This is a genomic window from Cohnella sp. WQ 127256, from assembly GCF_024519285.1.
Taxonomy (GTDB): Bacteria; Bacillota; Bacilli; order Paenibacillales; family Paenibacillaceae; genus Cohnella.
In genome coordinates this window covers 824,062-837,475 of the sequence record NZ_JAMZCY010000001.1, presented here as the reverse complement: position 1 = coordinate 837,475, position 13,414 = coordinate 824,062, and the positions used below count along the sequence as shown (strand labels likewise).

The 13,414-nt window shown below is 45.0% G+C and carries 14 protein-coding genes; 2 read left to right on the top strand and 12 right to left on the bottom strand.

Annotation, left to right across the window (positions count from 1 at the left end):
- Positions 1-46: 46 nt before the first annotated feature.
- A complete protein-coding gene (locus tag M1K58_RS03415) occupies positions 47-343 on the bottom strand; it encodes a hypothetical protein (protein WP_256757257.1) in 297 nt (98 codons plus the stop codon).
- Positions 343-936 carry a CPBP family intramembrane glutamic endopeptidase gene (locus M1K58_RS03410; protein ID WP_256757256.1) on the bottom strand — a complete coding sequence of 198 codons (594 nt, stop codon included), beginning with the start codon at positions 934-936 and terminating at the stop codon, positions 343-345. Before M1K58_RS03410 ends, M1K58_RS03415 begins: the two co-directional genes overlap by 1 nt.
- Positions 937-1,030: 94 nt before the next feature.
- Here M1K58_RS03410 and M1K58_RS03405 point away from each other — a divergent pair, with 94 nt between their 5' ends.
- A complete protein-coding gene (locus tag M1K58_RS03405; protein WP_256757255.1) occupies positions 1,031-1,951 on the top strand; it encodes a hypothetical protein in 921 nt (306 codons plus the stop codon).
- Between the two features lie 231 nt (positions 1,952-2,182).
- The gene (gene serA, locus M1K58_RS03400) at positions 2,183-3,775 is read left to right on the top strand and encodes a phosphoglycerate dehydrogenase (protein ID WP_256757254.1); all 1,593 of its coding nucleotides are present in this window, start codon (positions 2,183-2,185) and stop codon (positions 3,773-3,775) included.
- A gap of 231 nt (positions 3,776-4,006) precedes the next feature.
- Here serA and M1K58_RS03395 read toward each other — a convergent pair whose 3' ends face one another.
- The 10 genes from M1K58_RS03395 to M1K58_RS03350 all read right to left on the bottom strand — a co-directional run bounded on the left by M1K58_RS03395 (position 4,007) and on the right by M1K58_RS03350 (position 13,379).
- Positions 4,007-5,446, bottom strand: coding sequence for a sensor histidine kinase (locus M1K58_RS03395; protein ID WP_256757253.1), 1,440 nt, complete (start codon positions 5,444-5,446; stop codon positions 4,007-4,009).
- 3 nt (positions 5,447-5,449) lie between these two features.
- The gene (locus M1K58_RS03390; protein ID WP_256757252.1) at positions 5,450-6,163 is read right to left on the bottom strand and encodes a response regulator transcription factor; all 714 of its coding nucleotides are present in this window, start codon (positions 6,161-6,163) and stop codon (positions 5,450-5,452) included.
- 38 nt (positions 6,164-6,201) lie between these two features.
- A complete protein-coding gene (gene ccsA, locus M1K58_RS03385; protein WP_256758219.1) occupies positions 6,202-7,464 on the bottom strand; it encodes a cytochrome c biogenesis protein CcsA in 1,263 nt (420 codons plus the stop codon).
- A gap of 2 nt (positions 7,465-7,466) precedes the next feature.
- The gene (gene resB / locus M1K58_RS03380; protein ID WP_256757251.1) at positions 7,467-9,176 is read right to left on the bottom strand and encodes a cytochrome c biogenesis protein ResB; all 1,710 of its coding nucleotides are present in this window, start codon (positions 9,174-9,176) and stop codon (positions 7,467-7,469) included.
- Between the two features lie 25 nt (positions 9,177-9,201).
- Positions 9,202-9,729, bottom strand: a complete 528-nt coding sequence (locus tag M1K58_RS03375) for a redoxin domain-containing protein (protein ID WP_256757250.1) — start codon at positions 9,727-9,729, stop codon at positions 9,202-9,204.
- Positions 9,730-9,893: 164 nt separating this feature from the next.
- Entirely contained in the window at positions 9,894-10,019 is a 126-nt protein-coding gene (locus M1K58_RS03370) for a hypothetical protein (protein WP_256757249.1), read from the bottom strand.
- Between the two features lie 128 nt (positions 10,020-10,147).
- Positions 10,148-10,915, bottom strand: a complete 768-nt coding sequence (locus M1K58_RS03365) for a pseudouridine synthase (RefSeq protein ID WP_256757248.1) — start codon at positions 10,913-10,915, stop codon at positions 10,148-10,150.
- 21 nt (positions 10,916-10,936) lie between these two features.
- Positions 10,937-11,476, bottom strand: a complete 540-nt coding sequence (locus M1K58_RS03360) for a spore maturation protein (RefSeq protein ID WP_256757247.1) — start codon at positions 11,474-11,476, stop codon at positions 10,937-10,939.
- A 5-nt stretch (positions 11,477-11,481) separates the two neighbouring features.
- Complete coding sequence (locus M1K58_RS03355; protein WP_256757246.1) at positions 11,482-12,150, bottom strand: nucleoside recognition domain-containing protein; 669 nt, start codon at positions 12,148-12,150, stop codon at positions 11,482-11,484.
- A gap of 2 nt (positions 12,151-12,152) precedes the next feature.
- Positions 12,153-13,379 (bottom strand): D-alanyl-D-alanine carboxypeptidase family protein, encoded by a 1,227-nt coding sequence (locus M1K58_RS03350; RefSeq protein WP_256757245.1) that lies wholly within the window; start codon positions 13,377-13,379, stop codon positions 12,153-12,155.
- Positions 13,380-13,414: the final 35 nt, after the last annotated feature.

The following is a 13,414-nucleotide window of genomic DNA, read 5'->3' as shown; positions in this document are numbered from 1 at the left end:
TTCACAAAAAAGGGCCATTGAGCAATGATGCTCAATGGCCCTTTTTTCAATAATTATATTCACGTTGTCCCCACCATATTAAACCAATCACCAAAGAGGCGAATAAAATAACAAGTGTCAAATAAAACCATCTAGACATTTGGCTTCGTTTAACTGGATGAACGCCCGAACGCGGAGGCAATCCAATTTCCGGGATCCCGGAGTTAGCTGCTTTCTCTGCTATAGCAGCCTCCAGCTCAGCTAAGCCTTGAAGCGCCTCGCTATCCTCCGGGGTACCGAAAGCCGTTTTCTTGGCCGCAACATATTTACCCCATACCGATGAAGAATCGCCTTCCTCTTGCATTACTCTTCCCTCCGAAAACGTATGATGCAACCCATCACGAAATCAATTAGAAAATGGGCCAAAATGGGAGCCCATAACGTACCTGTATGAATCATAATCCAACCTAAACCATAACTGATCAAGAATACCAAGCCCGTCGGTATCCAATGACGTAAATAACGAACGTGGATTGCAGCAAATAAAATACTAGTCCAATAAGGTCCTATCGCGAATTGAATAGCTCCACGGAACAAAACCTCTTCGCAAATCGCAACAACCAAAGAAATTACGGCGATATGCCACAATGCTCTTGTTTTAAAAATTCTTTCGTTAACGCCACCATCATCTGCCGCTTCTTCTGGGACGAAACGGGAGATCCCTAAATCAAAAATTAAAACAAGAATCGCCAGACCTGTTCCCCAGATAATAAAATCATTAGTTATCGGCAATTTGAAAAAATCAAGAGGATTTCGACCCTGAAATAAAATCCACACAATTCCGATAATAAGTGTAAGCACTTGGGTTACATACAAATTCATTAGTAGCATCTTATCATTCAACTGGTCAACGGTTACTTTGCGTATTTTGATGTTTCTAATGTCGAATTTTTTCATGTTCCCTCGTATTTTGTGAATTTTTGTGTGTTCAAGTGCAATTTTTTTTTCTATACTAGGACTACCAACAAACTACCGTTCAAAGGAGTAACCGATGGAAAAGCGCCTAAACAGATCAGATCTCATGTTTTCTCTAGCTTTCTTACTCATGCTTGTCATCGCAGTGGGTGCTTTTTTTTACGGCGTTAAAGTGGGCACTGATAGAACCGAAGCCAAGCAAGTCGCAAGTGAGGTGCAAGAGGCAGCGGCAACCCCGCAACCAAATGCCTACCAACAACAAGATTTAGTTTCATTCTATCATACCGTATTTTTACCTTACCGTGAATTTCAAAACGATTGGTTCGCCGCCCAAAATAAGTGGCAATCCGATCCAACTGCGGATCGTGCGGCATCTATGAAGGAATTATCCAAATCTGCCCAGAAAAAGTATGACTCAGTAAAAGCGGTTTATGTAGCTCCAATCTCACCACAACTTAAAAACTCACAAACAAGCTACTTAAAAAGCTTAAAGCTATTCCAAGAAACGTTCTCTTCGTTAGCAGCTTCGGCCAATGAAGGTACTGCAGACATGGTAATGGACAAAATTAACAAAGATTCCTTCTACAAGGAAGGGCGTACTCAATCACTAAATGCCCAGAAGGAATATTATAGCTCCATGGTAAGCTGGGCTAAATCAGTCAACTCCGATATTCCTGACAATTACGAAAGCCCTGAAGTTCTTACGATCGCGGCATGGAAGAAACTACCGTTCCTCGTTAAGAACAAAATATCCTCCGACTACTTGGCCGCACAATTGCAAATGTCTGAATATTTGCCGCATGATTTGACTGCGAGAATCGATCAATTTATTCTCTCAGGTCAAGCAGAAAAGCGGAAGGTCAAGAGCTTCAACGCAATCGCAGAGCTATTAACAAGTACTGAAGCTGTTCGTAGTGGCGACTTCGCTGAAATGAAATCTCGCTTCTACGATAGTGAGCAATTGCCACAGCTTCCGTTTTTCTTCCCTGGAAAGTAAAGCTATTTGTCAATTAACGTAGGTTCGAATCATTTTGTTGCACTTTCGCCATTGCAATTGCCTATCTCATTGCTATAAAATAGGATAGGCAATTGGAACCGGTGCTCGTGCGTATTGAGAAACAAGAATAGAAGTGACCTTGCGGAGTCACCCTCTACGCACCGTATGTCCGCTTCATGCGGAGAGCGGCGGTTGAGGGTGTTTTCTATATTTCGAAGGAGGATTCCACACATGTTTAAAGTTTTGGTATCAGATCCGATTAGCGACTTAGGTATTTCACTTCTAGTTGAAGCTTCCGACATTACTATTGACAAGAAAACAGGTTTAAGCGAAGACGAGCTAGTATCCATCATTGGTGAATATGACGCATTACTCGTTCGTAGCCAGACTCGTGTAACAGAAAAAATTATGAATGCCGGTAAGCAGTTAAAAGTAATCGGCAGAGCTGGCGTAGGCGTCGATAACATCGACCTTGAAGCGGCTACAAAACGCGGTATTATCGTTATCAATGCCCCTGATGGAAACACCATCACAACCTGTGAGCATACTTTCGCTATGATGATGGCCGTTGCTCGCCACATTCCGCAAGCATACTTGAAAACGGTAGGCGGCGTTTGGGATCGCAAATCCTTCGTTGGTGTTGAGCTTCGCAACAAAGTGCTTGGAGTATTAGGCATGGGACGTATCGGTAGCGAGGTTGCTGCTCGCGCCAAAGCATTCGGAATGAACGTTCTAGGCTTCGATCCCTTCCTAACGGAAGAACGTGCAGAGAAAATGGGTGTTCGTAAAGCATCCGTTGAAGACATTATTGCTGAGGCTGACTTTATTACTGTCCATACTCCACTGACTCCGGAAACCCGTCATATGATCGGCAAAGATCAATTTGCTCGCATCAAGCAAGGCGTACGTATCGTCAACTGCGCACGCGGCGGTATTATCGATGAATTGGCACTTGTTGAAGCAATCGATGCTGGACGAGTTGCTGGAGCGGCTTTCGACGTATTCGAAGAAGAGCCTCCTGCTTCCGATCACCCGTTCTTATCACATCCAAAAATCATCGTTACACCACATTTGGGTGCTTCCACTATCGAAGCCCAAGAGAATGTAGCTATCGATGTCTCGGAGCAACTTCTACACATCCTCCGTGGTGAGCCGTTCAAAAATGCGGTTAACATGCCTCCGGTTGCTGCTGAAGTTCTTTCTAAGCTTGAGCCTTACTTCTCGCTAGGTAAGAAGCTAGGTAGCTTTGCAGCTCAAATCGCTGCGGGTCCTGTGAAGGAAATTGCCGTTTCTTATGCAGGTGATCTAGCCGAAGTCGATACTCAACCGTTAACTCGCCACATTGTTGGAGGAGTTCTTGCTTATCATTTAGGTGCCGATCAAGTCAACGTTGTTAATGCGATGCATCTTGCTAAGAACCGCGATGTAAATATCGTGATTACGAAATCCCATACAGCCAAAGGGTTCACTAACCAAGTTAGCGTAACTTTGCGCACAGATAAAGAAGAACGTCTTGTCGCTGGTACACTCTTGAACGGATTCGGACCTAGAATTACTCAAGTTGACAAGTTCCCAGTTGACGTTGAACCACAAGGCCATATTCTACTTATCTCTCATGATGACAAACCAGGCATTATCGGTCGTGTAGGTACACTGCTTGGTACGAATGAAATCAATATCGCTACAATGCAAGTAGGACGTAAAATCGTCGGTGGCGAAGCGATCATGCTACTAGGTGTCGATAAAGGCGTAACTAAGCAAGTGTTAAGCGAGCTTACTGCCCTACCTGACCTGAAAACTGCTAAAGAAGTTCATTTGGATTAAGCAATAAGATGACTTTCAAGATTAAAGTCAAAAATGGGTGGTTCAGGGATTCATTCCTGTGCCACCCCTTTCGTTTTTTGGTCAACTTTCCTAAATCGATGAAAATAGAGGGTATGTATTTCCTGTAGGAGCGACAGTTTGCCTTTTGAATCGTGAAATCTCCTTGTTGTGAGTTTTGAAGACAAAAAAAAGATCGTGATCACCGGAAAACGGGATCAATCGATCTTACTTCTACTTCATAATCCGATTTGCATAAACGGGCAAATGAATCGAGAATGTTGTTCCTTCACCTGGCTGGCTAGTGGCACTAATCGTGCCTCCGTGGGCGACGATCAGGTTTTTGACAATGGCTAGTCCAAGTCCTGTTCCACCCGTCATTTCCCTCTTACGGGCTTTATCCGCCTTGTAGAAGCGTTCGAAGATGAAAGGCAAATCTTCAGGAGGAATACCCCGTCCTAGATCCATAACCTTAATCTCCAGCCAGCTACCCTTGTCATTATCAATACGAGCGGCAATCAAAGAAATAGCAGCTCCAGATGCGGTATGACGAAGAGCATTATCCATAAGGTTTGTTAATACCTGCTCAAGTCTATCTACATCCGCGGCTTCAAGCACAAGATTCGGATCCTCCTGTGACTTCGTAAGCACGATGTTGCGTTCCTTCGCCAAAGCATTAAACTTACGATACACTCGCGATATGAGGCCATTCACATCCAGCTGCTGGAATTCCATCTCTAAATATCCGGCTTCCATCCTCGCTAAATCAAGCAGATCCTTAACTAGGCGACCCATTCTTAATGATTCATCATGGATGACCTGCACCAGCTCCCTCCGTTCCTCCGGAGTTGCTACAATATCATCCATGAGCGCTTCACTATACCCTTGAACCATGGATAGGGGTGTTCTAATTTCATGCGATACATTCGCGACGAAGTCCTTACGCATCTTGTCCACGCGAAATTCTTCTGTGACATCCCGCAGCACTGCTACAGCGCCCCGGATCGAATCCGTTGACACAAGTGGCGTCATGACGACTGACCAAACTCCGCTCTTTACGTGGATTTTCCCAGTGAGCTCCTTACCACTAGTACTAATAATCACATTTTGGAAGAGGTCACGAAGCGGTCCTGGAACGTTAGAATCGCGCTCCGATAAGTCATCGTCGGACCAATCAACAGTACTCCAATCCTTAAGAAGGCATTGGCCTTGAGGATTCGTCAGGATGACCTCCCCTTCATTATTGAAGGAAATAACCGAGTCCGTCATACTTCTTAGTACACTGCTCAGGTGATCTCGTTCATGCTGAATATCACGAATGAGCGTGTGCAATTCAGAAGCCATTTGATTAAATGTATTAGCAAGCTCTCCGATTTCATCGGAAGAACGAATCGTTACCCGGGTCGAGTAATCTCCTTGAGCAACCCGATTCGCTGCATCCTTCATCTCCCTAAGGGGCTGGGTGATTTTGGTGAGAAGGAAAAAGGCGAAGAACGTTGTTAACAGAAAACCGATAATGCCAGAGTAAATGAACAAATGTTTGATTTTCTCTGGCTCAGTGAACGATAAATCGATATACTCCAGCAGGAACAGTCCAAGCGTTATTATTACAACTGCAACTAAGCCGATAATCGTTAGCCACATTTTTCCAACGACTGATCTCCATATGGCCATACCCTACTTCGCCGCCTCTAACTTGTAGCCGACTCCCCATACTGTCGTAATCATCGACGCCGCTTCCGAGGATACACGGTTTAGCTTCTCGCGCAGCCGCTTCACATGAGTGTCAACCGTACGCAGATCGCCGAAGAAATCGTAGTTCCAAACATCTTTAAGTAGTTCTTCACGGGAGAATACTTTGTCCGGAGTACTTGCTAAATAGTGAAGAAGCTCATATTCCTTAGGTGTTAAGTTCACTTCTTGGCTACTAGCGATGACGCGATGCGCATCATGCTCGATAATTAAATAAGGAAATACGATGTTGTTACTTGTATTCAATTCTTTGGATAAGAAAGCTGTCGCAGACGAACGACGAAGGATCGCTTTAATCCGGAAAATAACTTCCCGTGGACTAAATGGCTTCACGACATAATCATCCGCGCCCACTTCAAACCCTTGAACTCGATTTACTTCTTCACCTTTAGCCGTGAGCATAAGTACTGGAGTCGCTTTCTGCTGGCGCAGGCGTGCACATACCTCAAGCCCATCGATACCTGGAAGCATAAGATCTAGCACGATGAGATCGAATTCTTCCTCTTGTGCTTTACGAAGAGCGGTTTCACCATCCTCCGCCTCATCGATGATATAGCCTTCCTTCTCCAAATACATTCTGAGCAATCGACGAATTCTTTCCTCGTCATCCACTACCAAAATCCGATTTCCTGTATTCATACGAATGCACCCTCTCGGCTCTATGTTCTAAGTCTATCTTATACTCCGGAGTATGAATGCAACCCGGCAATGACGAGATTAACACCTACTAAGGTAAACATAACGACAAGGAAGCCGATAACCGCCAGCCACGCCGAGCGCGTTCCTTGCCATCCGCGAGACAATCGGAGATGCAAGTAAACACTGTAAAACAAAAATGTAACGAGAGCCCATACTTCCTTCGGATCCCAGCCCCAGAAACGTGACCAAGCGATTTCTGCCCATATCATGGCAAAGATGAGCGCACCCAGTGTAAAGATAGGGAATCCGATTGCAATAGCACGGTAACTAATTTCCTCCAAATCATCCGGGTCTATATCAGACAGATGAGGATGAATAACCGCCGCGAGCTTCTTGCGTGCGAACAATCGGAGCACACCGTATAGCAGGAGACCGGCAATGACTGACCATATTACTGTATTGAGCTTGCGTCCCGCATTGGCACCATTTAACCAAGATGGGGATTCAAACAATGGCTCTTTCATTCCAATGAAGGATTGGAATGAAACTGCTTCGCTATTATAAGGAGCTACTAGAGGCGGTAAGCTGTATATCACTTCTTTAACGGATGATTTGGCAATACCAGCGTCATCAATCACGATCGTCTCTTGGTTAAAGGTTGACTCATATCCCGCAGCACGGAACGTAAACACAGCAACAAGGAAGCCAATAAGAACGATAATGACAAACAGAGAGAACTCCGTCCAGAACTGCGAGCGTTTACCCGCTTTGTCTGTGCGGGTAAAATCGACCACTCGAATAAGCTGCATAAGAGCTGCGGCAAATCCAACTGCAAAGAAGGCTTCACCAGTCGCCGCCGTTGTAACATGTATTTTCAACCAATAGTTATTTAATGCCGGAATGAGCGGCTGCACTTCAGAAGGAAATACAGAAGCATAAGCGATAATAATAATAATCAGAGGCAGCGCGAAGGCTCCCAAGATCATGTTGCGGTAAATGAGATGCACAACGATGAATGCGAACATTATCGCCATACCTAGAAAAGTCATAAACTCATACATATTACTTGTCGGAATATGTCCGCCACCATACCATCGGGTAAAGAAGAAAGTCAGATGTGCAAGCCATCCAAGCACGGCCAAGCCAAAGCCAATTTTCCCCCAACGGGAAGTGTGATCCTCCGGTTTACGGTTGCTCCAACGCTTTCCTGCAACCGCGATCGCGAAGCATATAAATGAGGCACAATACAAATAAAAAGCAACTATAAAAGCATCACTGCTGAAATCTATCCACCCATTCAACGTCAACGTACATTCCTCCTATTATCAAGCGATTTGGGTTCTACCTCGATACCGGTTTTCCCCAAAGCCCAAGCAACATCAGCCCTTAGACCAAAGCTATTTTTGTTTGTATGACCTCCGAGTGAAAGTGAATGATCATCAAACCTCAACCATATCCGCCTATGCTGCCAGTAGAAGCCCATGATGAGTCCAATCATAGAAATCGCTGCACCGAACCAAATGTAAGGCATAGCCTTGTCCACTCGGATGTTCAAATAAGTCGAATATTCGGAATAGGTGATATTATTCATTTTACCATCGACGATCGGGTTTTCCACCTTAATTGTGAAAAGTCCCGTATTATCTCCTCTTTGCTTAAAGCTCTCATTGATAATTTTCTCATAATATTTACTTTTCTCGCTAGGCATTGCGAAATAGATATATAATTCTCCAGCAGCTTGAATGTTCGGACCATTGACTCTGATCACGAACGCAGGATTGTTTGGCTCCCTCGTCTTAGTCATTGGCTGGCTTTTATCATCTAAGGAGAAATCCGGATAATAATCACTAAGCGTCAGCTTATAAGACCCAACTTCAAGCTTCTCAGCTGGATGATCCATGGACAATTCGAACGTGCCTAATGATTTACCTGTTGCAGAGTTTATTAAAGACGGCTTAACAGAGATGAAACGTACTCGTTCTTGGTAGCTATTCTGATACAACTTCAAGCCCTTATATGAAAGCGCGCTATTCACTCGAATGTTATGATGCTTAACTTCGGTCAGAACAGGTTCTTTCATCGGATCATCACAAGCGTCCGTACATTCGTATAAACGGGCTTCCGTCTCGTACAGCTTAACGACCTTCGTCCCTTTCTGATTGTTCGCAAGCTCATCATCTGTATAATAGTCCACAGTGAAGTTTTCATTTTTTACGTAATAATTCGTATCTGGGATTTGTCTCGTTTCTCCTTCATAGAGAGTGAGATATTTATCCATATGCCAGGCAGGTATACTGCGACCTAATACTGCGAGTAGGAAAATAATAAGTCCAATGTGGTTAATATACGGTCCCCATCGGCTAAATCTATTTTTCTCTGCTAGCAAAGCTCCCTTTTCCTGATATACACGATAGTGCTTACGTTTAAGCTGTTTACCTAATTCAGTAAGCCATGCTTCTTGATCACCTTCAACTGTCCCGTTGTAAACAACCTGTTGTCGTGTGATGAATTGGAGATGCTTACGAATCTGCTGTTTAGATAGAGCGCGATAGAGCGGCAGAACTCGATCTAGACTACATATGACGAGCGAGGTGCCAATCATAACGAGAAGCAAGACGAACCACCAAGACTCGTACGTTCTCGACAAGCCTAACGCATGGTAGATGACGCCAAACGTTCCGTGCTGCTCTTTGTAAAAGGCTGCGAACTCCGATCTCTCGGTCATATTGATCAAAGTATTTTCTTGTTGGAAAATCGTACCGAGACAAGCTCCTACAAGCGTAATTGCAATCAGATAAACGGCAATTTTTACCGATGAGAAAAAATTCCAAATCCGATCTACAATATGAGGGTTCGCTTTCTGGGATCTACGGGCTACCCCGTCGTATCTCATTTCAAGTGGGGCGCTCTCGTCGGTCAGTAATTCCTCGAGTAGGGGCTTGCCGCATGACTCGCACAATACCGTACCTACAGGATTCTGGTGTCCACACTCGCACTTGGTGTTCTGGAACAACTGTATTGCCTCCTTAACTTTGCATTCAAGATTTCATTAACCTCTGCACGCGTACTTCTATTTCCTCTTCGGACAATAAACCACCGATGACAACCTCTTGGATTACACCCTTAGGGGTAATGAAAAATGTGGTCGGGTATTGCTTAAGACCGTACTTCTTCTCCGTTTTCTTATCCTTATCCATTAGAATCGGGAAGCTCACTCCAACTTGTCGAATGAAGCTTTCAACGGTTAACTTATCCTCGCTCAAGTTGATTCCCACAAGTTCAAGTCCTTCCCCTTTCCATTTATCATACTGCTTCTGCAGGGCGGGCATTTCATCACGGCAAGGGGGACAGAACGTACCCCAGAAATTCAAGATGAGAGGCTTCCCTTCATAATCCTGTAGCTCATGAACCTCATTGTCTAAGCCAGCTAGACGGAAAGATGGAGGCTTGTCTCCCTTAGTTAGTACGACACTCTTCGAAAATAAAGAATTGGCGATCGCATAGCCTCCTACTAGGAGTACAGCAGCCAATATTATGTATTGTATTGATTTGCGATAACGTCCCATATATAACCTACTCCCCACCCGTAATTCATTACTTCCATTGTAGCGGAATGATCGTCCATCATCAATCGACCTTCTCCAGTATACGTTGATTTTCCTCACGATTCAGCAGCTTTGTATGTCTAATTTAGTACAATAAAAAGGGTGACCACTTGCTGCTTGGGAAGTTACTGGAGCAACGCGATCTCGAGCTCATTGTGACCCGCCTCCCGTTTCAATCCGATTTTCAGTCGCTTCACTTTTCCGTACTCATTTTCAAGAGTTTCAGCAGCACTAAGTTTACTTTTGTACATAGAAAATACTCCCCTAACGGTATCAGGTTTTATTATTACACCTGTCTACTGTTTGGGGAGCATTTCACTCTTAGGACAACCCCTTGCATTTCAAAAAACCGTTGTCCTTATTTGACAGCTCTGAATTCTCAATCGATTGTATCTTCTAGCGTTGCTTCAGGATCGATGGCGATTCCCGCTACCGACTCTTCAAGCTTTCTTACCTCTTCTGCTGTAAGTCGTCGATGTTTGCCCCGCTGTAAATTATTAAGAAACAAGCCTCCGAAGGAAATCCTTTTCAATCGAGTAACAGGATGATGAATCGCGTCGAACATCCGGCGTACTTGACGGTTACGTCCTTCATGAATCGTAATAGATATCGTCGCAAACTTCTTCTCAGGATCGATATCATGATATTCAACTTCAGCCGGAGCCGTTATCCCATCCTCAAGCTTGATGCCCTTCACCAATTTCTCCAATGAATTACCATGGGGAACTCGCTCCACTGTGGCATGATAGGTTTTCGGTACATGATGGCTCGGATGAGTTAGCTTATGAGCTAGGTCACCATCATTCGTCATGAGTAGCAAACCTTCAGAATCGTAATCCAATCGTCCGACCGGATATAACCGCTCCTTGATTTCCTTCAAATAGTCCATAACGACACTTCGGCCTTGGGGATCGGATACGCTTGTAATGACTCCCTTGGGCTTGTTGAACATCAGATAAACCTTAGCTTCTTTCTTAATCGGTTTACCAGATACCGTTATGGTATCTTTAGTTGGATCGGCTTTGACCCCAAGCTCTGTTACGACTTCTCCATTAACCGTAACTTTACCGGCTGTAATGAGATCTTCGCATTTGCGCCTAGAAGCAACACCGGCATTAGCAAGAACCTTCTGTAATCTTTCCTCCACGGTCGTTCACCTCATTACCCATCATACCAAGCCAAACATCAACCAGCAAGCGGCAACAGCAGCAAAGAACCCAACTAGATCAGATAATAAGCCTACTTTTAATGCATAACGTGAATTCCGAATGCCTATTGCACCGAAATAAACCGTTAGAACATATAAAGTTGTGTCCGTGCTACCTTGAATGGTCGAGGCAATCCGTGCGACGAAAGTATCCGGCCCTTGTTCTTTAATTAGATCCGTAACAAAGGCTAATGAGCCCGCTCCAGTTATCGGACGAAGTAGGGCGAGGGGCAGCACATCACCTGGAATTCCAAAGCCCTCTAACAAAGGTCTAATTAACCCTACGAAAGCGTCCATTGCTCCAGATGCTCTGAACATGCTGATTGCTGTCATCATGCCAACTAAGTGAGGGATGATGCTAATGGCTGTTTGGAAACCGTCCTTGGCCCCATCAATAAAAGATTCATAAACAGGTACTTTACGGAGTGACGCGTATAAAGGAATAAAGGCTATAAGTACAGGTATCGTCCAAGTGGATACAATCTGAATCAACTCGACCAATAGAATCAGCCTCCCCCTGCGGGAGCGGAAGGGTTAATCTGGGATGTTGGAGGTGCAGCCCCCTTATTCATTCGAATTGATGAAGAGGTGGGCGGTGTTTTATTTTTGCTACGATACCACCTATCAATTAGGATGGCTGCCCCGGTGGATATGATTGTTGCCAATAAAGTAGGGGCAACGATATCCGCAGGATGAACGGAGCCGAAATTCATCCGGATCGCTATCATCGTCGTAGGGACCAGCGTAATACTTGCAGTATTTAGAGCTAGAAGTGTACACATCGCTGGAGTTGCTACTGTAGGCTCCGCGCTAAGCTTCTGCAGCTCCTGCATGGCCTTGATTCCCATCGGTGTTGCTGCGTTTCCTAAGCCTAGCAAATTCGCACTCATATTCGATAGAATGTACCCCATCGCAGGATGATCCGCCGGAACGTCTGGGAACAGCTTTCTGACAATCGGAGCCAACAGAACGGATAGCTTTCGTACGAGTCCCGCATCCTCTGCAATTCGCATGAGTCCCATCCAGAATACGAGAATGCTAATGAGGCCTAAACATACAGTAACTCCAGTCTGCGCACCACCGAATGCCGCTTCAGCGACTTGCTCCATTTTGCCATTCGCTGCACCAAACACAACACTGAACACGATCATCCCCATCCAAATCCAATTCACCATCTCTACGCCCCCTCTTGCAGAAACAGTGCTCTTATTGTAGATCTCATCGCTGTGAGAAATGAATGTTGTCCTGCTGTTGCACGAGCGTTAGACGGTTCTGAATCCTCCATCTCAATCGTCTGCTGTGATTGCTGCTGATCTGTTGCCTCAATGATGGTAACGGTTCCGATGAGCTTATCTTTCAAGACAAATTTTAGCTGTCCCCGGTAGCCCAAATTATAATGGACTGTTCCTTCTCGCAAAGGAGCCAATCGAATATCTAACTGATCACGTTCCCCTGCTGCGAATGGATATACGAAGCTGTTCGATACCTTGTAAGGGTATCCGGCGACACGCTCACCCGCTTTCGTGACACTGGTAAGGGGGAAATGAGCAAATCCATAATCGAGTAAATTCATGTGATCACGCCAATCATCCCCGTCGTTCAAGGTAACGGCAACAAGCTGCTGACCATTCCTAGTAGCAGAACTGACGAGTGTACGTAAGGCTTGCTTCGTATACCCGGTTTTAACACCATCTGCACCTTCATACATCGTTAGCATCTTATTTTTGTTCACCCATTTATAATCCCAGGAATCATTCGGGTTAGGAGCGGTCTTCACTTGAGTTTTAACAATTTCTTTGAAGTCTGAATTGTGCATGGCATAAGCAGTAAGCTTGGCCAAATCATTCGCTGATGAATAATGACCTTGTTCATCTAATCCGTGCGGATTCATGAAGTGACTATGGGTAAGTCCGATTTCCTCAGCTTTCTGATTCATCAGGTAAGCGAAGCCTTCGACAGAGCCTCCGACATGCTCTGCTACGGCCGTTGCAGCATCATTGCCTGAACGAAGCATAAGGCCGTAAAGCACATTTCGCAGCGAAATCTTCTCCCCAGCCTTCAGAAAAAGCGAAGAGCCTTCTTTACCCGCTGCACGAGTGCTCACTTTAACCGTGCTATCCAACTGGCCGTGCTCGATCGCAACGATCGCTGTCATGATCTTCGTTAAGCTAGCGATTTTCATGGGCTCATCCCCTCGCTGGCTGAACAAAATACGCCCAGAGGTAACGTCAATGAGCGCCGCAGATTTGGCGTGATTCATCGGTGGATTTGGTATTCCTGCTTCTTCAGGCGCGGCTTCTTGCGTTGCGGATACAGCGGTATGAACGGGCACCAAAAACAATGAAACCGTAATTATTCCCATTCCGATGAAACGTGGTAAATGATATCTGGTCAAGGTGAACATGCGTATCCTCCTCAAATCACTTGCCGCTCTTTGCT

Bases quoted from the DNA above. Each gene is read 5' to 3' on its own strand.
- M1K58_RS03370 (WP_256757249.1), bottom strand. From the start codon at position 10,019: ATGTACAAAAGTAAACTTAGTGCTGCTGAAACTCTTGAAAATGAGTAC.
- M1K58_RS03350 (WP_256757245.1), bottom strand. From the start codon at position 13,379: ATGTTCACCTTGACCAGATATCATTTACCACGTTTCATCGGAATGGGA.
- M1K58_RS03415 (WP_256757257.1), bottom strand. From the start codon at position 343: ATGCAAGAGGAAGGCGATTCTTCATCGGTATGGGGTAAATATGTTGCG.
- M1K58_RS03410 (WP_256757256.1), bottom strand. From the start codon at position 936: ATGAAAAAATTCGACATTAGAAACATCAAAATACGCAAAGTAACCGTT.
- M1K58_RS03390 (WP_256757252.1), bottom strand. From the start codon at position 6,163: ATGAATACAGGAAATCGGATTTTGGTAGTGGATGACGAGGAAAGAATT.
- M1K58_RS03355 (WP_256757246.1), bottom strand. From the start codon at position 12,150: ATGGTGAATTGGATTTGGATGGGGATGATCGTGTTCAGTGTTGTGTTT.
- M1K58_RS03375 (WP_256757250.1), bottom strand. From the start codon at position 9,729: ATGGGACGTTATCGCAAATCAATACAATACATAATATTGGCTGCTGTA.
- M1K58_RS03405 (WP_256757255.1), top strand. From the start codon at position 1,031: ATGGAAAAGCGCCTAAACAGATCAGATCTCATGTTTTCTCTAGCTTTC.
- serA (WP_256757254.1), top strand. From the start codon at position 2,183: ATGTTTAAAGTTTTGGTATCAGATCCGATTAGCGACTTAGGTATTTCA.
- M1K58_RS03395 (WP_256757253.1), bottom strand. From the start codon at position 5,446: ATGGCCATATGGAGATCAGTCGTTGGAAAAATGTGGCTAACGATTATC.